At 66.5% G+C, this 19,044-nt stretch carries 18 protein-coding genes; 15 read left to right on the top strand and 3 right to left on the bottom strand.

Annotated features, from left to right (window positions below; translation table 11 throughout):
• Positions 1–66 precede the first annotated feature (66 nt).
• The 6 genes from moxR1 (at position 67) to ACZY08_RS15105 (ending at position 6,106) form a co-directional block, all read left to right on the top strand.
• Positions 67–1,227 carry a chaperone MoxR1 gene (gene moxR1, locus ACZY08_RS15130; protein ID WP_463745838.1) on the top strand — a complete coding sequence of 387 codons (1,161 nt, stop codon included), beginning with the start codon at positions 67–69 and terminating at the stop codon, positions 1,225–1,227.
• Positions 1,224–2,177, top strand: coding sequence for a DUF58 domain-containing protein (locus ACZY08_RS15125; RefSeq protein WP_463745839.1), 954 nt, complete (start codon positions 1,224–1,226; stop codon positions 2,175–2,177). The genes moxR1 and ACZY08_RS15125 overlap by 4 nt, the downstream gene beginning before the upstream one ends.
• A 136-nt stretch (positions 2,178–2,313) precedes the next feature.
• The gene (locus tag ACZY08_RS15120; RefSeq protein WP_166904584.1) at positions 2,314–3,321 is read left to right on the top strand and encodes a VWA domain-containing protein; all 1,008 of its coding nucleotides are present in this window, start codon (positions 2,314–2,316) and stop codon (positions 3,319–3,321) included.
• A 98-nt stretch (positions 3,322–3,419) separates the two neighbouring features.
• Entirely contained in the window at positions 3,420–4,196 is a 777-nt protein-coding gene (gene fabG1 / locus ACZY08_RS15115; RefSeq protein WP_463745840.1) for a 3-oxoacyl-ACP reductase FabG1, read from the top strand.
• A 64-nt stretch (positions 4,197–4,260) separates the two neighbouring features.
• Positions 4,261–5,070 carry an NADH-dependent enoyl-ACP reductase InhA gene (gene inhA / locus ACZY08_RS15110; RefSeq protein ID WP_463745841.1) on the top strand — a complete coding sequence of 270 codons (810 nt, stop codon included), beginning with the start codon at positions 4,261–4,263 and terminating at the stop codon, positions 5,068–5,070.
• A 4-nt stretch (positions 5,071–5,074) separates the two neighbouring features.
• Positions 5,075–6,106, top strand: a complete 1,032-nt coding sequence (locus ACZY08_RS15105) for a ferrochelatase (RefSeq protein WP_463745842.1) — start codon at positions 5,075–5,077, stop codon at positions 6,104–6,106.
• Here ACZY08_RS15105 and ACZY08_RS15100 read toward each other — a convergent pair.
• Positions 6,103–6,960, bottom strand: a complete 858-nt coding sequence (locus ACZY08_RS15100; RefSeq protein ID WP_463745843.1) for a hypothetical protein — start codon at positions 6,958–6,960, stop codon at positions 6,103–6,105. The two genes, ACZY08_RS15105 and ACZY08_RS15100, sit on opposite strands and share 4 nt — an antisense overlap.
• Positions 6,961–7,017: 57 nt before the next feature.
• Between ACZY08_RS15100 and ACZY08_RS15095 the strand changes: the two genes are divergently transcribed.
• From ACZY08_RS15095 to ACZY08_RS15080, 4 genes are all read left to right on the top strand, one after another.
• Positions 7,018–7,452 (top strand): NfeD family protein, encoded by a 435-nt coding sequence (locus ACZY08_RS15095; RefSeq protein ID WP_463745844.1) that lies wholly within the window; start codon positions 7,018–7,020, stop codon positions 7,450–7,452.
• 41 nt (positions 7,453–7,493) lie between these two features.
• Positions 7,494–8,690 (top strand): SPFH domain-containing protein, encoded by a 1,197-nt coding sequence (locus tag ACZY08_RS15090; RefSeq protein ID WP_463745845.1) that lies wholly within the window; start codon positions 7,494–7,496, stop codon positions 8,688–8,690.
• 75 nt (positions 8,691–8,765) lie between these two features.
• Positions 8,766–9,293: a hypothetical protein gene (locus ACZY08_RS15085; RefSeq protein ID WP_463745846.1), complete on the top strand. Its 528-nt coding sequence runs from the start codon at positions 8,766–8,768 to the stop codon at positions 9,291–9,293.
• Positions 9,290–9,916, top strand: coding sequence for an RES family NAD+ phosphorylase (locus ACZY08_RS15080; protein WP_463745847.1), 627 nt, complete (start codon positions 9,290–9,292; stop codon positions 9,914–9,916). The genes ACZY08_RS15085 and ACZY08_RS15080 overlap by 4 nt, the downstream gene beginning before the upstream one ends.
• A gap of 12 nt (positions 9,917–9,928) precedes the next feature.
• Here ACZY08_RS15080 and ACZY08_RS15075 read toward each other — a convergent pair whose 3' ends face one another.
• Positions 9,929–10,405: a nitroreductase family deazaflavin-dependent oxidoreductase gene (locus ACZY08_RS15075; protein ID WP_463745848.1), complete on the bottom strand. Its 477-nt coding sequence runs from the start codon at positions 10,403–10,405 to the stop codon at positions 9,929–9,931.
• A gap of 11 nt (positions 10,406–10,416) precedes the next feature.
• Positions 10,417–11,172, bottom strand: coding sequence for a TVP38/TMEM64 family protein (locus ACZY08_RS15070; RefSeq protein WP_463745849.1), 756 nt, complete (start codon positions 11,170–11,172; stop codon positions 10,417–10,419).
• Between the two features lie 138 nt (positions 11,173–11,310).
• Between ACZY08_RS15070 and mutA the strand changes: the two genes are divergently transcribed.
• The 5 genes from mutA to lipL all read left to right on the top strand — a co-directional run bounded on the left by mutA (position 11,311) and on the right by lipL (position 18,155).
• Positions 11,311–13,176: a methylmalonyl-CoA mutase small subunit gene (gene mutA / locus ACZY08_RS15065; RefSeq protein WP_463745850.1), complete on the top strand. Its 1,866-nt coding sequence runs from the start codon at positions 11,311–11,313 to the stop codon at positions 13,174–13,176.
• A gap of 1 nt (position 13,177) precedes the next feature.
• Complete coding sequence (gene scpA, locus ACZY08_RS15060) at positions 13,178–15,439, top strand: methylmalonyl-CoA mutase (protein WP_463745851.1); 2,262 nt, start codon at positions 13,178–13,180, stop codon at positions 15,437–15,439.
• A 40-nt stretch (positions 15,440–15,479) separates the two neighbouring features.
• Entirely contained in the window at positions 15,480–16,451 is a 972-nt protein-coding gene (gene meaB / locus ACZY08_RS15055) for a methylmalonyl Co-A mutase-associated GTPase MeaB (RefSeq protein WP_463745852.1), read from the top strand.
• Between the two features lie 25 nt (positions 16,452–16,476).
• Positions 16,477–16,815: a DUF4333 domain-containing protein gene (locus ACZY08_RS15050; RefSeq protein ID WP_463745853.1), complete on the top strand. Its 339-nt coding sequence runs from the start codon at positions 16,477–16,479 to the stop codon at positions 16,813–16,815.
• Positions 16,816–16,889: 74 nt separating this feature from the next.
• Positions 16,890–18,155 (top strand): esterase/beta-lactamase LipL, encoded by a 1,266-nt coding sequence (lipL, locus tag ACZY08_RS15045; protein ID WP_463745854.1) that lies wholly within the window; start codon positions 16,890–16,892, stop codon positions 18,153–18,155.
• Positions 18,156–19,044 lie beyond the last annotated feature (889 nt).

The raw sequence follows: 19,044 nt of genomic DNA, 5'->3' as shown, positions 1-19,044 counted from the left end.
CGATTGCCCGATAGAGCAAGTGCGCGTTACCAGCGTTCTGTAGTCGAACACCGTGGGAGGAAGTTGATGACGTCACCGAGTGGACCGCCGCAGGGCTCCGGAGGTTATCCCGGTTCGAGCCCGGCGCCGGGCTTTCCGCCCGGGTCGGCCGGCTCCCACGCCGCCCCGGCCGCCCCGGCCGCGACCAACGGCAGCCTGCAGGCCGAGGTGCACACCCTGGAACGCGCCATCTTCGAGGTCAAGCGGATCATCGTCGGCCAGGACCAGCTCGTCGAGCGGATGCTCGTCGGTCTGCTCGCCAAGGGCCACGTGCTGCTCGAGGGCGTGCCCGGTGTGGCCAAGACGCTGGCCGTCGAGACGTTCGCCAAGGTGGTCGGCGGAACCTTCGCCCGCATCCAGTTCACCCCTGACCTGGTGCCCACCGACATCATCGGTACCCGCATCTACCGGCAGGGCAAGGAAGACTTCGACATCGAGCTCGGCCCGGTCGTGGTCAACTTCCTGCTCGCCGACGAGATCAACCGTGCACCGGCCAAGGTGCAGTCCGCCCTGCTCGAGGTGATGGCCGAGCGCAAGATCTCCATCGGCGGTAAGACCTTCCCGCTTCCCAGCCCGTTCCTGGTGATGGCCACCCAGAACCCGATCGAGCAGGAAGGCGTCTACGCGCTGCCGGAGGCCCAGCGCGACCGCTTCCTGTTCAAGCTCAACGTCGATTACCCGACGCCGGAGGAAGAGCGCGAGATCATCTACCGGATGGGTGTGAAGCCCCCGGAGCCCAAGCAGATCCTGGACACGGGCGACCTGCTGCGGCTGCAGGAACTCGCGGCCAACACCTTCGTGCATCACGCGCTGGTGGATTACGTGGTACGGATCGTCACCGCGACCCGCGAGCCCGAGAAGTTCGGCATGCCCGATGCCAAGGCGTGGATCGCCTACGGCGCCTCGCCGCGTGCCTCGCTGGGCATCATCTCGGCGGCCCGCGCGCTGGCGTTGGTGCGGGGCCGTGATTACGTGATCCCGCAGGACGTCGTCGAGGTGATCCCCGATGTGCTGCGTCACCGGCTGGTGCTGACCTACGACGCGCTGGCAGACGAGGTGTCGGCCGAGACCGTGGTCAACCGGATCCTGCAGACCGTCGCCCTGCCGCAGGTGAATGCGCTTCCGCAGCAAGGGCATTCGGTTCCGCCCGCCGTTCCTGCCGCGGCTGCCGCGGCTGGTGGTCGGTGACCAGTTCTTCCGGGGCCCGACGCTCTGTGGATCTGCCGTCTCTGAAGCGCGGGGAGATTCGGGACCCGGCGTTGACGGCGGCGTTACGCAAGCTTGAGCTGACGGTACGGCGCAAGCTCGACGGCGTGCTCCACGGCGACCACCTCGGCCTGATCCCGGGCCCGGGATCGGAGCCGGGGGACTCGCGGATCTACCAGCCCGGCGACGATGTGCGCCGGATGGACTGGTCGGTGACAGCGCGGACGATGACGCCCCATGTGCGGCAGATGATCGCCGACCGTGAGCTGGAGACCTGGCTGGTCGTCGACATGTCCGCCAGTCTCGACTTCGGAACCACCGGTTGCGAGAAGCGCGATCTCGCGGTGGCAGCCGCCGCGGCGATCACGTTCCTCAACAGCGGTGGTGGCAACCGGATCGGCGCGATCATCGCCAACGGTGAATCGGTGCGGCGGGTGCCCGCGCTGTCCGGCCGCGTTCACGAGCAGGAAATGCTGCGGGCCATCGCCACGATGCCCAAGGCCCCGACCGGGGTCCGCGGTGACCTGGCCGCGGCGATCGACGCCCTGCGCCGTCCCGAGCGCCGCCGCGGCATGGCGGTGATCATCAGCGACTTCCTCGGACCGGTCAACTGGATGCGCCCGTTGCGGGCGATCGCCGGAAGGCACGAGGTGCTCGGCATCGAGGTACTCGATCCGCGCGACGTCGAACTGCCCGCCGTGGGCGACGTGGTGCTGCAGGACACCGAGACCGGTGTCACCCGCGAGTTCACCATCGACGAGCAGCTCCGCAGTGACTTCGAGCGGGCCGCCACGGCTCATCGCGAGGAAGTGGCTCGCACCCTGCGGCGTTGCGACGCACCGCTGCTGAGTCTGCGCACCGACCGGGACTGGATCGCCGATGTGGTGCGGTTCGTGGCGAGCCGGCGGCGCGGCGCCCTGGCCGGCCGATGAGCGCTTGCGCGAAGAGGAGACACGTGCGATGAGCGCTTGCGCGAAGAGGAGACCAACACCGATGAGCGCTTGCGCGAAGAGGAAACCAACACCGATGAACGCTTGATCAGCAACCAACCGAAATGACTTCTAGCACATGACTTTACCGATTCTCGGTCCGATGAGCCTGACGGGCTTCGCGCACGCGTGGTGGTTCCTGTTCCTCTTCGTCGTACTGGGCCTGATGGCGTACTACGTCATCGTGCAGCGCGCGCGCAAGCAGCGGATCCTGCGGTTCGCCAACATGGAGCTGCTCGAGAGTGTGGCGCCCAAACAGCCGACTCGCTGGCGGCATCTGCCCGCGGCGCTGCTGGCGGTCTCGCTCGTCCTGCTGACGGTGGCGATGGCCGGCCCGACCCATGATGTGCGGATTCCGCGCAATCGCGCGGTCGTGATGCTGGTGATCGACGTGTCGCAGTCGATGCGTGCCACCGACGTCGCGCCCAGCCGGTTGGCTGCCGCGCAGGAAGCTGCCAAGCAGTTCGCCGATCAGCTCACCCCCGGGATCAACCTCGGCCTCATCGCCTATGCCGGGACGGCGACCGTCCTGGTGCAGCCGACCACCAACCGTGATGCCACCAAGAACGGCCTCGACAAGCTGCAATTGGCCGACCGGACCGCCACGGGTGAGGGCATCTTCACCGCATTGCAGGCGATCGCCACCGTCGGTGCGGTGATCGGCGGTGGTGACGAGAAGCCGCCCGCGCGCATCGTGCTGATGTCCGACGGCAAGGAGACCGTGCCGTCCAATCCAGACAATCCCAAGGGCGCCTACACGGCGGCGCGCACCGCCAAGGACCAGGGGGTGCCGATCTCCACGGTGTCCTTCGGCACGCCCTACGGCTATGTCGAGATCAATGACCAGCGCCAGCCGGTTCCGGTCGACGACGAGATGCTGGGCAAGATCGCCAAGCTGTCCGGAGGTGATGCCTTCACCGCGTCCAGCCTGGAACAGCTCAAGCAGGTGTTCACCTCGCTGCAGCAGCAGATCGGCTACGAGACGATCAAGGGCGATGCCAGTCTTGGCTGGCTGCGGCTGGGCGCGTTGGTGCTGGCCCTGGCCGGGGTGGCGGCCCTGCTGATCAACCGCAGACTGCCCGGTTGAGCCGACGTCGAGATCTACGTCATGGTTGTGAATTCGCACGTACAACAGCCCTGGTGTCGATTTCGGCGATCCATGGCTGACACGTTAAGTTGGCGGGCATGAGTGACAGTGTCGCCACCGAGAGTGCCACCGAAACCGCAGTTGCAGAAGCCGGCAGCCGGCCCGCGTTCGTTCCCCGTTCCGTGCTGGTAACGGGCGGAAACCGGGGGATCGGGCTGGCGATCGCGCAGCGGCTGGCCGCCGACGGGCACAAGGTTGCCGTCACACACCGCGGGTCCGGAGCACCGGAGGGGCTGTTCGGCGTCGTGTGCGACGTGACCGACAACGAGGCCGTCGACCGCGCGTTCAAAGAGGTCGAGGAGCACCAGGGGCCGGTCGAGGTGCTGGTGTCCAACGCCGGCATCTCCCAGGACGCGTTCCTCATGCGGATGACCGAGGAGCGGTTCGAGAACGTCATCAACGCCAATCTCACCGGAGCATTCCGGGTGGCGCAGCGGGCCTCGCGCAGCATGCAGCGCAAGCGATTCGGCCGGATCATCTTCATCGGTTCGGTCTCGGGCATGTGGGGCATCGGCAATCAGGCCAACTACGCGGCCGCCAAGGCCGGCCTGATCGGTATGGCCCGCTCGATCTCCCGGGAGCTGTCCAAGGCCGGTGTCACCGCCAACGTGGTGGCCCCGGGTTACATCGACACCGAGATGACCCGTGCCCTGGACGACCGGATCCAGGCGGGTGCTCTGGAATTCATCCCCGCCAAGCGGGTCGGCACCGCCGAGGAGGTCGCCGGCGCGGTGAGCTTCCTTGCCTCCGAGGATGCAAGCTACATCGCCGGTGCGGTGATCCCCGTCGACGGCGGCATGGGTATGGGCCACTGATCCACCTGGATCTGACCCAAAGATATTGGTCTACTGAAACTTTCCTCAAGAAGGAGTCGCAATAATGGCAGGTCTGCTCGAAGGCAAACGCATCCTCGTCACCGGAATCATCACGGACTCGTCGATCGCGTTCCACATCGCGAAGGTGGCCCAGGAGGCCGGGGCTGAGTTGGTGCTCACCGGATTCGACCGGATGAAGCTGATCCAGCGCATCGCCGACCGGTTGCCCAAGCCGGCGCCGCTGCTGGAACTCGACGTGCAGAACGAGGAGCACCTGGCGAGCCTGGCCGACCGGATCTCCGGCGTCATCGGCGAGGGCAACAAGCTCGACGGCGTTGTCCACTCAATCGGCTTCATGCCGCAGACCGGCATGGGTGTGAACCCCTTCTTCGACGCCCCGTACGAGGACGTTGCCAAGGGCATCCACATCTCGGCGTACTCCTACGCCTCGCTGGCCAAGGCCACGCTGCCGGTCATGAACTCCGGCGGCAGCATCGTCGGCATGGACTTCGACCCGACCCGCGCGATGCCCGCGTACAACTGGATGACGGTGGCCAAGAGCGCCCTCGAGTCGGTCAACCGGTTCGTCGCTCGTGAGGCCGGCCCGTTCGGTGTCCGCTCCAACCTCGTTGCGGCGGGCCCGATCCGGACCCTGGCCATGAGCGCCATCGTCGGCGGTGCGCTGGGCGCCGAAGCCGGTGATCAGATGCGGCTGCTCGAAGAGGGCTGGGATCAGCGGGCGCCGGTCGGCTGGAACATGAAGGACCCCGAGCCGGTTGCCAAGACCGTGTGTGCCCTGCTGTCCGACTGGCTGCCCGCCACCACCGGCACCATCGTCTACGCCGACGGCGGCGCCAGCACCCAGCTGCTCTAGAAGCATGGAACGCCCGGATTCCTTCGACGCTGTCCTGCTGCTGTCTTTCGGGGGACCGGAGGCGCCGGACGAGGTGATGCCGTTCCTGGAGAACGTCACCCGGGGGCGCGGAATCCCGGCCGAGCGGTTGGCCGACGTCGCCGAGCACTACCTGCATTTCGGTGGGGTGTCGCCGATCAACGGGATCAATCGGGCACTGATCGAGCAGCTGAGGTTGCAGTTGCCCGACCTGCCGGTCTATTTCGGCAACCGGAATTGGGAACCGTACGTCGAGGACACGGTTGCGGCGATGCGCGACAACGGCATTCGGCGGGCGGCGGTGTTCACCACGTCGGCCTGGGGCGGGTATTCCGGCTGCACCCAGTACGTCGAGGACATCGCCCGGGCTCGCGCCGCGGCAGGTGCGACCGCACCGGAGCTGGTCAAACTGCGCCAGTACTTCGACCACCCGCTCCTGGTGGAGATGTTCGCCGACTCGATCGCGGCAGCGGCCGCCACATTGCCGGCCGAACTGCGGGATGAGGCCCGGCTGGTGTTCACCGCCCACTCGATTCCCATCGCCGCCGATGAACGCCACGGCCCGCGGCTCTACAGCCGTCAGGTGGAGTACGCGACGCGTCTGGTGGCCGCCGCCGCGGGTTACGACGATTACGACCAGGTCTGGCAGTCGCGGTCGGGTCCGCCCCGAATACCGTGGCTGGAGCCTGACGTGGCTGATCACCTGACCATGTTGGACCAGAAGGGAACCCGGGCAGTGATCGTCTGCCCGATCGGGTTCGTCGCCGACCACATCGAGGTGGTGTGGGATCTGGATTACGAGCTGCGACTGCAGGCCGAACAGGCCGGTGTGGCCTTCGCGCGGGCGCGTACCCCGAACGCGGATCCGCGTTTCGCGCAGTTGGCCGCCGGGCTGATCGACGAGCTGCGTACCGGTGCGGCCCCCCTGCGGGTAGCGGGCCCAGATCCGGTCGCCGGCTACGGATCCAGCGTCAACGGCGCACCGTGCTCACCGTACTGCTGCGGCACGAAAAGCTAGTCACGCCAAGCAGATTGAAGAATGGCCTCGAGCGCGGCCAACCGTGCCGAGCGCACCACCTGAGCCAGCGGCCGCATGGCGTCGCCGGCGATCTGAACCTCCGAGGAACTCTGGAGGCCGATCGGCATCAGGCCAGAGCTCACGGTGATGATCGCTTCCACGTGGGCGGCGTTCTCCAGCACCCGCACGGCCCGGGTGGGGGCGTGGTCGGGGATGTGGTGCAGCCGTCCGGCTTCGAGGATGTCCTCGACCATGCCGCGGGGATCGTCGACATCCACACCGATACCGGCCCGCAATGCGACCAGCGTGTCCGCGGCCGAGCGCACGGCTGAGCGCAACTCATACTCGGCCTCGCCGAGATCGTAGTGCTGAGGCGGCGGCAGAACGGGCAGTGAGTACACGGTCCACGACAGTGCCCGAGGCTCGGGCTCGAACGTGGATTCGGTTTCCACGTCGTCAAATTCGAAGTATTCGAACTCCGGCACGAGCCCGACGCCGTCGAGCTCGTCATGGGTCACCAGCACCGCTTCACCCACGGTCAGTGCATCGCGCTGAAACTGCGAACCGGCGGGCAGTCCGCGGACATCGCCGGGCACCGGGAGGGCGACTCTGATGGAGGGCCTGGTGCCGGACCTGCCGACGGCGGTGCGCAGGGTCTGCAGCAACGACACCGAACCCGAGTCTTCCAACTCAGGCCAGGGCAGCCCGGTCCGGACCGCGGCTTGCGAGTCATAGGCAGTCACAGAATGCATTGGTGCCCACTGGGATAACGCGTCGAGGACGTCGTCCGGCGCGGCTGCGCCCGCGAGCCAGGCGTTGGCCCACATCGAAAGAGTTGCACTTGGACACCACATGATCCTGGCAGTGTAATTGTCGGCCGCCGATGAGGTCGGATTCGCTAGGGTGTCCGTATGCCCCTTCCGCTGATCTGGCTCATCCTGGCGCTGGGACTCGCCGGGGCAGAGGCGCTGACCGGCGACATGTTCCTGCTCATGCTGGCCGGCGGTGCATTGGCCGCGACCGGATCGAGTTGGCTGTTCGACCTGCCGCTCTGGGCCGACGGCGTGGTCTTTCTCGTGGTCTCCGTCCTTTTGCTGGTTCTGGTTCGGCCGACGCTGCGGCGCCGTTTCGAGGCCGGCCGGGGACTTCCGGAACCGGTCAAGGCGCTGGAAGGCAAGTCCGCACTGGTGTTGGACCGGGTGGCGCAGCACGAGGGGCAGGTCAAGCTCGACGGAGAGATCTGGACGGCGCGGCCTCTCGACGACAACGATGTGTACGAGCCGGGTGATCACGTGACCGTCGTCAAGATCGACGGCGCCACCGCGGTGGTCTTCAGAACGATGTAGTAGCTCTGCAAAACGACTCAGTACCTCAGGAGGGATTCACCATGGAAGGTGCCGTAGCCGGGCTGATCTTGCTGCTTGTGCTTGTGGTGTTCGCGATCATCATCGTGGCCAAGTCGGTTGCGCTCATTCCGCAGGCCGAGGCGGCGGTGATCGAGCGTCTCGGCCGGTACAGCCGCACGGTCAGTGGTCAGCTGACGCTGCTGGTGCCGTTCATCGATCGGATCCGGGCACGCGTGGACCTGCGTGAGCGGGTGGTGTCCTTTCCGCCGCAGCCCGTGATCACCGAGGACAACCTGACGCTCAACATCGACACCGTGGTCTATTTCCAGGTGACCGACCCGGCCAAGGCGGTGTACCAGATCAGCAACTACATCGTCGGTGTGGAGCAGCTGACCACCACGACACTGCGCAACGTCGTCGGCGGGATGACTCTCGAGCAGACGCTGACCTCACGCGACTCGATCAACGCCCAGTTGCGGGGTGTGCTGGACGAGGCGACAGGTCGCTGGGGGCTGCGGGTGGCGCGGGTCGAGCTGCGCAGCATCGACCCGCCACCCTCGATCCAGGAGTCGATGGAAAAGCAGATGAAGGCCGACCGCGACAAGAGGGCCATGATCCTCACCGCAGAGGGTGTGCGGGAGTCGTCGATCAAACAGGCCGAGGGCCAGAAGCAGTCGCAGATCCTGGCAGCCGAGGGGGCCAAGCAGGCCGCGATCCTGGCGGCCGAAGCCGACCGGCAGTCCCGGATGTTGCGCGCCCAGGGTGAACGGGCTGCCCAGTATCTGCAGGCCCAGGGTCAGGCCAAGGCCATCGAGAAGACCTTCGCCGCGATCAAGGCGGGACGGCCGACACCGGAGATGCTGGCCTACCAGTACCTGCAGACGCTGCCGCAGATGGCGAAGGGCGAGGCCAACAAGGTGTGGCTGGTGCCCAGTGACTTCGGTTCGGCCCTGCAGGGATTCACCAAGATGCTGGGGGCGCCCGGCGAGGACGGGGTCTTCCGCTACACCCCACCGCCGGTGGAGCAGGATCTGCCCAAGCCGGAGGATGACAGCGACGAGGTCGCCGGATGGTTCAACACCGAAACCGACCCGGAGATCGCGCGGGCCGTGGCGAAGGCCGAGGAAGCGGCACGGGCCACCGCGCCGCCGCTGGGTGCCGCACCACCGCAGCAGTCATTGGGGAATCCGTCCGGGTTCCCGCCGAATGAGCTGGATGGCGGCGCACACCGCGCATAGCCATCGGGTTGGCAGCCTTGCTTGACCTCCTTGACGCAGTAGACTTGACGGAGTTGACGCACCTGGGAGGCCTCGATGACCGATCTCGCATTGTTCGAGCGTCAGATCATGCGGTCGGTCAGCCGGAAGGTCCATGAGCGGCTGCGTCGGGCCGACGAGGCCAGCCTCGGCCCGGAGGCATTCGGAGACCCGGAGGAGATCGCCGATGCCATGGTCGCCGCGTTGCCGCTGGGGCATGTGTTCGACGAGATCACGGGGCCGTTCTACGACACGGCAGGGCTGGCCCGCTGGCTCGGTGTCACCCGCCAGGCGCTGCACCAGAAGGTCGCGCGGTACGCGGTACTGGCCTGTCCGCTCGACGACGGCGGGGTCGTGTACCCGACGTGGCAGTTTCTGGACAGCGGCGCCACCATTCCCTCGCTGCGCGACGTGCTGACCGTGCTGACCGAGGGCACCGACGATCCGTGGATGGCAGCGCTGTGGATGCGGGCGCCCAGTGACCGACTCGACGGGTCCTGCCCCGCGGACTGGTTGCGCCGCGGTGGAGATCCGCAACGGGTGATCGAGATGGCGCGGGAGACCGCCGCGAGCTGGAGCGCATGAGCCGTCAACGGCCCGCACTCGGTTCACCACCGGATGTCGCCGGGTTCCCCCGGTCCCGGTTACGCACAGACCATCAGCTGTACCGGGCCCACACCGTGGACAGGTCGCCGTGGTGGTTCTCCTCAGATCTGACCGGACGCTTCGATCTGCTCCCGCCGAACGGAACCTGTTATCTGGCAACCGATGTCACGACGGCGTTGCGGGAGCGCTTCGGTCACGACCTGGTGCGTCAGGGCGTGGTCACGTTCGAGGCAGCGGCCCGCACCGCGCTGTCGAGGGTGCGGGTGCCGGCCCCCAGATGGTTGGCCAACACATGTTCGCCGCGGGCGGCTTCGTTCGTCGGCATGACCCGCGAGATCGGTACGTGCCCGGTCTATGAACTGCCGCAAGCCTGGGCGGCGGCCTTCTTCGCGACCGGGCGTCACAGCGGAATTCGCTATCAGACCCGGTTCAGCACCGGCGCCGGCGCGAATGCAGTCGCCCTGTTCGAGGATGCGGGACAACGTGATTGGGCCGTCGACCCGTCACCGACCGGCGGCGTGCAGGCCTGTGTGACCGTCGGTATCGTCGTCGCGCATCGGCCCACCCGGCGTCAGGTGCGCATCCAACCTCCACCCGGCTAGGAAGGCGGGGGATCAGCGGCGGGGCTGCAACCGCAGCTCCACCATCGGCAGCGGTGCGTTCGTATCGGTGATCGGTTGACCGAGCGTCTGTTCGAGGACGAGCTTGAACTGGTCCCACGTCTTCGGATGCTGCGTGCGGTAATCCGCCAGTACCTGGTCGACGGCCTGTTGACCGAGTACCTGCGCGACAGCGGGGGCCGGGCGGTGGCTACCGAGCCACACCCGGACCTGCGGATTGACGGAAACGTTGCGGAACCACTGGGCCTTTGCGCCGAAACCCGAGGCGACGACGATGGTGTCGGGGGTCGGCCGGCCCACCACTTCGAGCACGACGTAGCGACGTGCGCCGGAGGTGCGACCGATGTGCTCGAGCATCATCATCCTCGCGCCGAACAGTGCCCCGGCCCGCATCCGGTAGAGCCAGATCGGGGCACGCACGAGCCGGCGGTTGCGAAGGAGTTTGGCACCGAAATCGGGCAGCGCGGCCATCCGTTGACTCCTCAGGGTTCCGTGAGCGTGCGTGCAATGCCCACCGATGGCGGCGTGTCGGCGTGCAGACGCGCACGTTCGCGGTGGTGGAGGCGCCATTCGTAGACGAGGCCGGCAACCCCGAGCGCGGCGGTGCTCACCGACACCAGAACCAGCGCCGGGCTGATGTTCCCGGTCAACGCGTCGCCCAGAATGACGACGGCCGCCGTGCCGGGGAACAAGCCGACCAGCGTCGCGAGCGTGTAGGGCAGGACCCGCACTGCAGAGGCGCCGGCCGCGTAGTTCAGCACCGAGAACGGCACTGCCGGGATCAACCGCATGGACAGCACCACCGGCCAGCCGCGCCGGCGCAGCCGGGTATCCAGCATGTCGATCCGAGGATGGGGGACCAGCCGATTGAGCTGCCAACCGGCCGCGCGGATCAAGAACAACGCGAGCACGGCGCTCACCGCACTGGCCACAACCGCGATCGCCACGCCCAGTACCGGCCCGAACAGCAGGCCCGCGGCCAGGGTGAACGCAGTGCGGGGGAATGGGAAGACGGTCACGACGATGTGGGCACAGAGGAAGGCCAGCGGGAACCACGGACCTACCGAGGTGGCCCAGTCCCGCATCTGCATCGCCGTCGGCAACGGAACCAGCACGGCAACTGCGACAAGAATCACAATGCCGGCCAGCAGCCCCACGATCCGCCTGGTCGGCAATTGGGAAGCCGTCGTGAGCACCGCGGCGCGCACCATGCGCAGGGTTCTGACGACGGGTTTCATGTCTTACAACAGTACGGGCCACGGGCGGGGAACTCCGCTGGGCGCGGCCGTGATTCCACCTACCAGCGGTCAGGGCCGTGATGGCGATCATTTAGCCTTTAGCGCGAGTGGGTATGTCACACGCTGCGATAACAGGAGATGCGGGTGTCGTTACAGGGGACGAGTGCGATCGAGTCGGACCGCGCACAGTGGCGGACGGCGGTTGCCGGCGTGCTGGCCAAGAGCAGTCGGCGGGACGTGGCCGATCTGCCGGCCGAGCCGGAACGCCTACTGGATTCACAGACGTACGAGGGTTTCGCCATCCGGCCGCTCTACACCAGCCTCGACGCGCGCCCCGAGCCAACTCTGCCGGGGCAGTGGCCGTTCGTGCGCGGCGGAGACGCCCTGCGTGACGTGAAGTCCGGCTGGAAGGTCGTGGAGAGCTTCCCCGCTGTCGCGGGTACCGAGGTCGGCACCGTCAACGGTGCCGTATTGGTGGCGTTGACCGAAGGGGCCAGCGCCCTCGCCCTGCGGGTCGGCCACGAGGGCGGTATCGCCGTCAGCGAATTGGACCGCCTGCTCGACGGCGTTTTCCTGGATCTGGTGCCGGTCATCTTCGAACCCGTTGCGAACACCGGGGCTGACGCGTCCGCCATCGCCGATGCGGTGTTGCCACTGCTCGCAGACCTTGACGACGACCAGCGCTCGCGGCTGTCGATCGACCTGGGAGCCGACCCGCTGACTGCACCGCTGTCGGGGAAATCCGCCACGGACGAGGCCGACCTGCCGGCCACCGTTGCCAAGCTCGGTGATTACGCCGGCGGGGTTCGGGCGATCACCGTCGACGGTCCGGCGTTCCACAACCTGGGAGCCAGCGCGGCCTGGGAGCTCGCAGGATCGGTCGCGGCGGCGGTCGCCTACCTGCGTATCCTCAGCGACGGCGGGGTTGCCACACCGGATGCGTTGCGGCAGATCAGCTTCCGCTACGCCGCTGACGACGACCAGTTCATGACAATCGCCAAGCTGCGCGCCGCGCGGCAGCTCTGGGCGCGGGTCGCCGAGGTGGTCGGTGCCTCCGGCGCCGCCCGGATTCACGCGGTGACCTCGCTGCCGATGATGACCCAGCGTGATCCCTGGGTGAACATGCTGCGTACCACGCTGGCCGCCTTCTCGGCGGGCGTCGGGGGTGCCGACACCGTGCAGGTGCATCCGTTCGACGCGGCGATTCCGGGCGGACTGGACGGGACATCGGCGAGCTTCGCCCGCCGTATCGCCCGTAACACCCAACTGCTGCTGCTGGAGGAGTCGCACATCGGTCAGGTGCTCGACCCGGCGGGTGGCTCGTGGTTCGTCGAGGATCTGACCGCTCAGCTCGCCGAGCAGGCCTGGGCGCACTTCCAGGACATCGAGGCGCGTGGCGGATTCGTCGCGGCCCGCGACTACATCGCCGCCCAGATCGCTGAGGTCGCTGCTCGGCGCAGTGCCGACATCGCGCACCGCCGCACCGCGATCACCGGTGTCAACGAATTCCCCAACCTCGACGAAAAGCCGCTCCCGCAAGGTGGTTCGGCGTCGTCGATCGCTCGGTACGCGGCCGGATTTGAGGCCTTGCGCGACCGCTCGGACGCCTTCCTGGATGCGAACGGAGCGCGACCCAGGGTCCTGCTGCTGCCGCTGGGGCCGCTGGCCGAGCACAACATCCGCACCACATTCGCGTCGAACCTGTTGGCCTCCGGCGGGATCGAGGCGGTCAACCCCGGGCCCCTGGACGCAGCGGCGGTCGCCGCCGCGGTGGCCGATGCCGGTGCCCCGGCGGTGGCCGTGCTGTGTGGCACCGACGCCCGCTACGGCGCCGAGGCGTCCGGCGCAGTGGCTGCCGCGCACGCCGCCGGGGTGCGTCAGGTGCTCCTGGCCGGCCCGGAAAAGGCTGTCGCCGAGGCTGATTCGAAGCCTGACGGATACCTCACCGCCAAGATCGATGCGGTCGAAGCTTTGTCGAACCTGCTCACCGGACTGGGGGCCTGAGATGACTGCCACAACTGGAATCGGAAGTTTTGCGGACGTACCGCTGCACGGCGAAGGCACGGGTGAGCTTGCCACTCCAGAGGCTGTCGAGGCGCACGTCGCCGAGGCTGCGGCGGCCCATGGCTACGCTCCTGAACAGCTGACGTGGACCACACCCGAGGGCATCGACGTCAAGCCGGTCTACATCTCTGCCGACCGGGACGACGCGGCCGCGGCGGGCTACCCGCTCGACACCTTCCCCGGCGCACCGCCTTTCGTGCGCGGGCCGTACCCGACGATGTACGTCAACCAGCCGTGGACCATCCGTCAGTACGCCGGTTTCTCCACCGCCGCCGAATCCAACGCGTTCTACCGACGCAACCTGGCCGCCGGTCAGAAGGGTCTGTCGGTGGCATTCGATCTGGCCACCCATCGCGGCTACGACTCGGATCATCCGCGGGTGGCCGGTGACGTCGGAATGGCCGGGGTGGCGATCGATTCCATCCTCGACATGCGCCAGCTGTTCGACGGCATCGACCTGTCGACGGTGAGTGTGTCGATGACGATGAACGGTGCCGTGCTGCCGATCCTCGCGCTCTACGTCGTCGCCGCCGAGGAGCAGGGGGTGCCACCGGAGAAGCTGGCCGGGACCATCCAGAACGACATCCTCAAAGAGTTCATGGTCCGCAACACCTACATCTATCCGCCGAAGTCGTCGATGCGGATCATCTCGGACATCTTCGCCTACACCAGCACCAAGATGCCGAAGTTCAACTCCATCTCGATCTCGGGCTATCACATCCAAGAGGCCGGGGCGACAGCCGATCTGGAGTTGGCCTACACGCTGGCCGACGGTGTCGAGTACATCAAGGCCGGCTTGGACGCCGGGCTGGACATCGACAAATTCGCGCCGCGGCTGAGCTTCTTCTGGGGCATCGGCATGAACTTCTTCATGGAGGTCGCCAAGCTGCGTGCCGGCCGGCTGCTGTGGAGTGAGCTGGTGGCCCAGTTCGGCCCGAAGAACGACAAGTCGCTCTCCCTGCGTACCCATTCGCAGACCTCGGGGTGGTCGCTGACTGCGCAGGACGCGTTCAACAACGTGGCCCGTACCTGCATCGAGGCGATGGCGGCCACCCAGGGCCACACCCAGTCGTTGCACACCAACGCGCTCGACGAGGCGCTGGCGTTGCCCACCGATTTCTCGGCGCGGATCGCCCGAAACACTCAGCTGCTGCTGCAGCAGGAGTCGGGCACCACTCGGCCGATCGATCCGTGGGGCGGCTCGTATTTTGTGGAGTCTTTGACGTACCAATTGGCGGAGCGCACGCGAGCCCATCTCAAAGAGGTCGCCGAGCACGGCGGCATGGCGCAGGCCATCAGCGACGGAATCCCGAAGCTGCGCATCGAAGAGGCCGCCGCCCGTACGCAGGCCCGCATCGACTCGGGCGCACAGCCACTGATCGGCGTCAACAAGTACCAGGTCACCGAGGATCAAGAGATCGAGGTGCTCAAGGTCGAGAACAGCCGGGTGCGGGCCGAACAGCTTGCCAAGCTGCAGCAGCTGCGAGCCGACCGCGACGAGTCGGCCACCCAGGCTGCGTTGGCCGAGCTGACCCGCGCCGCCGAGGCCTCCGGCTCGGCAGGGGAGGACGGGCTGGGCAACAACCTGCTGGCCCTGGCGATCAATGCGGCTCGGGCCAATGCCACCCTCGGCGAGATCTCTGATGCGCTGGAGAAGGTCTACGGGCGGCATCAGGCTGAGATCCGTACGATTTCGGGCGTCTACCGCGACGAAATTGGGGGAGCTGGAAAGGTCGGCGGAATGTCTACTGCCACGGAGCTGGTCGGTAAGTTCGCCGAGGCCGACGGCCGCCGTCCGCGCATCCTGGTGGCCAAGATGGGTCAGGACGGGCACGACCGTGGTCAGAAGGTGATTGCGACGGCATTCGCCGACATCGGTTTCGACGTCGACGTGGGCTCGCTGTTCTCGACCCCCGAGGAGGTGGCCCGCCAGGCCGCCGACAACGATGTTCACGTGGTCGGGGTGTCATCGCTGGCCGCCGGGCACTTGACCTTGGTGCCCGCGCTGCGTGACGCGTTGGCAGAGGTCGGCCGTCCCGACATCATGATCGTCGTCGGCGGGGTCATCCCGCCCGGGGATTTCGACGAGCTGTACGAGGCCGGGGCGAACGCGATCTTCCCGCCGGGCACCGTGATCGCCGATGCCGCCATCGGTCTGCTGCAGAAGCTGGCGCAGCGGCTCGGTTACCAGCTGAGCCAGTAGTGGCTTCCGTTCGGAGGGCAGGAGCGGAGCGACCCGGGATATGACTTCGGTTCCTGAACTGGCGGCGGCCATCCGCGAGGGGGACCGCGCCGCGCTGGCGCGGGCCATCACGATGGTCGAGTCCACCCGGGCCGACCATCGTGACCAGGCCCAACAGTTGTTGCTGGAGCTCATGCCGGACGCAGGCAAGGCGCAGCACATCGGTATCACCGGGGTGCCCGGAGTCGGCAAGTCGACCACGATCGAAGCCCTCGGCATGTACCTCATCGAGGCCGGACACCGGGTCGCGGTCCTGGCGGTGGACCCGTCGTCCACCCGGACCGGTGGCTCGATCCTGGGTGACAAGACCCGAATGGCCCGTCTGGCAGTCCATCCGGATGCCTATATCCGGCCGTCGCCGACGTCCGGGACGCTCGGTGGAGTGGCCAAGGCCACCCGAGAGACCATTGTCCTGCTGGAGGCGGCCGGCTACGACGTCATCCTCGTGGAGACGGTCGGGGTGGGGCAGTCCGAGGTCACGGTGTCGAACATGGTCGACACGTTCGTGTTCCTCACCCTGGCCCGCACCGGTGACCAACTGCAGGGCATCAAGAAGGGCGTGCTGGAACTCGCCGATGTCATCGTCGTCAACAAGGCCGACGGCGAGCATGCGATCGAGGCCAAGGCTGCCGCCCGCGAACTGACGGGCGCCATCCGCCTCATCTATCCCCGCGAAACGCTGTGGCGGCCACCGGTTCTCACGATGAGTGCGATCGAAGGACATGGCCTGACCGAGCTGTGGGAGACAGTGCTCAAGCATCGTAAGGTGCTCACCGAGGCCGGCGAGTTCGAGGCCAGGCGTCGCGCGCAGCAGGTCGATTGGACCTGGTCGATGGTGCGCGACACCGTGCTGGACCGCGTGATGTCGCATCCCGGTGTGCGCAGCATCCGCGACGAGGTGGAGCGCCGGGTGCGCGAGGGGGAACTCACTCCGGCCTTGGCCGCGCAGGAAATTCTCGACGCGGCCGACTGAAAGTGAAAGGCTGGGCTGACCAGAGATGAGGGACGTGAAGGCGAAACTGCGTGTGTTGGCAGCTGCCGCGATGGTCGGCCCAGTGCTGCTGACCGGCTGTGGCGGCGCGTCGACCGGTGTACAGCCCACGGTGGCCAAGACCAAGCTGCAAACCATGGCGAAAGAGAAGTTGGAAGCCGCGGCCAAGCGCAAGGCCAAGTCTGTGACCTGCGACGACGGCATCGACGGCAAAGTCGGGGCGACTCAACATTGTGTGCTGACAGCCAAGGACGGCAGCAAGTACGGCGTTACGGCTACGGTCAAGGCCGTCGAGTCCGGCAAGGTCAATGTCGACTTCAAGGTGGACGACAAGCCGACCTCGTGAGCGGGCGGCCCATCTGGGCTAACAGGTGGGTAACGCTTATGGAATTTGCCGGGGTTCCAGGTAAATTCGAGTGTGTGACCGATCACAACGGGGAGCGCGACGAGGCGCTTCCACACGGCGTCCAGGGCGCGGCGGACAGGAACTTCTCCTGCACCGTTCGAGGCTTCTCGAAACTGTTCCCGGGCCGAAAGTACGGCGGCGGCGCGCTGGTGATCCTCCAAGGCGGACAACCGGTCGTCGATGTCTGGACCGGCTACTCGGACCGTGACGGGACGCAGTACTGGTCGGCCGATACCGGTGCGATGGTGTTCTCCGCGACGAAGGGTATGGCCTCGACGGTCATCCACCGCCTCGTCGACCGCGGTCTGATCGAATACGACGGCGCGGTGAGCGAATATTGGCCTGAATTCGGGGCCAACGGCAAATCCGCGGTCACAGTGCGTCAGGTGATGGCGCACGAGGCCGGCCTGTCTCAGCTCAACGGCGTCAGCAAAGCCGATCTGTTGGATCACCGAGTGATGGAGAGCCGGGTCGCGGCGGCTCCGGTGAACGCACTTCTGTTCGGCAAGTCCGCGTATCACGCGCTCACCTATGGCTGGCTGTTGTCGGGTCTGGCGCGCGCGGTGACGGGGCAGGGCATGCGTGAGCTGTTCCGCATCGAGTTGGCCGAGCCGTTGGGCACCGACGGTCTGCACCTGGGGCGTCCGCCCGCAGACGCCCCGACTCGGGCCGCACAGATCCTCGTTCCACAACGTCGGTGGCCCAACCATGTCTTCGACTTCGTGGCGCCGCGCGTCGCCGGACTGAACTTCTCGGGCGCCTTCGGCTCCATGTACTTCCCAGGAGTGATGTCGCTGGTTCAGGGCGACACCCCGTTCCTGGACACCGAGGCGCCCGCCGTCAACGGTGTCGCGACAGCCCGCGGCCTGGCCCGGATGTACGGTGCCATCGCCAACCAGGGCCGCTTGGGTGGCGTCGACTACCTGTCCGAGCGCACCGTGGCCGGTCTGGCCGGTCCGTCCGGTTTACGCGCGGACCGCAATCTCGGGGTGCCGCTGGGCTTCCACCTCGGGTATCACTCGGTGCCGTTCGGGATCATGCCGGGATTCGGCCATGTCGGACTCGGCGGGTCGGTCGGCTGGGCGGACCCGGCCAGCGGGCTGGCGATCGGATTCGTGCACAACCGGCTGCTGACACCGATGGTGTTGGACATGGCTGCCTTCGTCGGCCTGAACGCGCTGATTCGTCAGGATGTCGCTCGCGCACGTGAGCGCGGATTCGAGGCCGTGCCGGATCTCGGTGCGTCACCGTACGAGCTCCCCAAGCCCGCTGCGGGCTAGTCCTGGTCGGCTCTGTTCGTTGCGGGGGGTTGATCGCCCGGCCGGAACATCGCCGTACCGCTTCTACCTGCAGTGATATACATCACATATTGTCCCAGTAATGGGACGATCCTCCCGGCATTGCAGCGCATGTCCACCGTTAACCTCGGTTTCTTTGCCTCAGTGGACAGAATGTGGTTTCTGTCACGCATCCAGCTTCGGCGTGGGCTGGATCTCAAACGGCCCGTCCCGGCCCCGAAGTTTGGTACGCCGATGTCCCGGGGGTTGCGACACTTTGGCCGGTCCGGGTGATCAATGCTGGTTATGAGGTTGCATAGTCAACAATGACCATTAGCTGATGTGTCATTTGGGTACACATTCGTACCATTACCGAGCATCCAACCGGCAGAACATGAATTCGGTTCAACTACGGTTTCGGTAGTTTGCGTGCGGGTAGCCAGCTAACTATTGACAGGCAGCCTACGAATTAACTGTGAGTGATGAACTGAACACCGTTTTCAAACTATGGACAACCTGTGAAAATGTGCTTTCGGATCCGAGATCGGTTCACTGTTAGTTAGCGGGATAATTCGTCCCGAGGGGCGGCGGTGCGCAACAGGATCACGAATAGCGCTGTGCGACAGCGGGATTAGCGGTTCACAGCGGCATCGCCGACAACTATCCGGTGTCTCGCTGGGGAAATTGGCCGGTGCTGCCATTTCTCAAGAATTGGTCGGCGCAGCGAACGCATGAACGTTTTTGCGATCGGGTGTTTCCAACATCTGGTTGGGTCACGCGCTAGGCTACGGACCCGCGTTGGCAACGACTCGAACCGGATACGGGGATTCGGTACCGTGCGTCGTGGGCGACGTAGCGCACATTCTTTTCCGCGTTCTAAGTATGTTGATCG

Source organism: Mycobacterium sp. IDUB_9 (assembly GCF_055419505.1).
The sequence above is the reverse complement of the archived record's forward strand: the minus strand, read 5'-3'. Positions and strand labels throughout refer to the sequence as shown.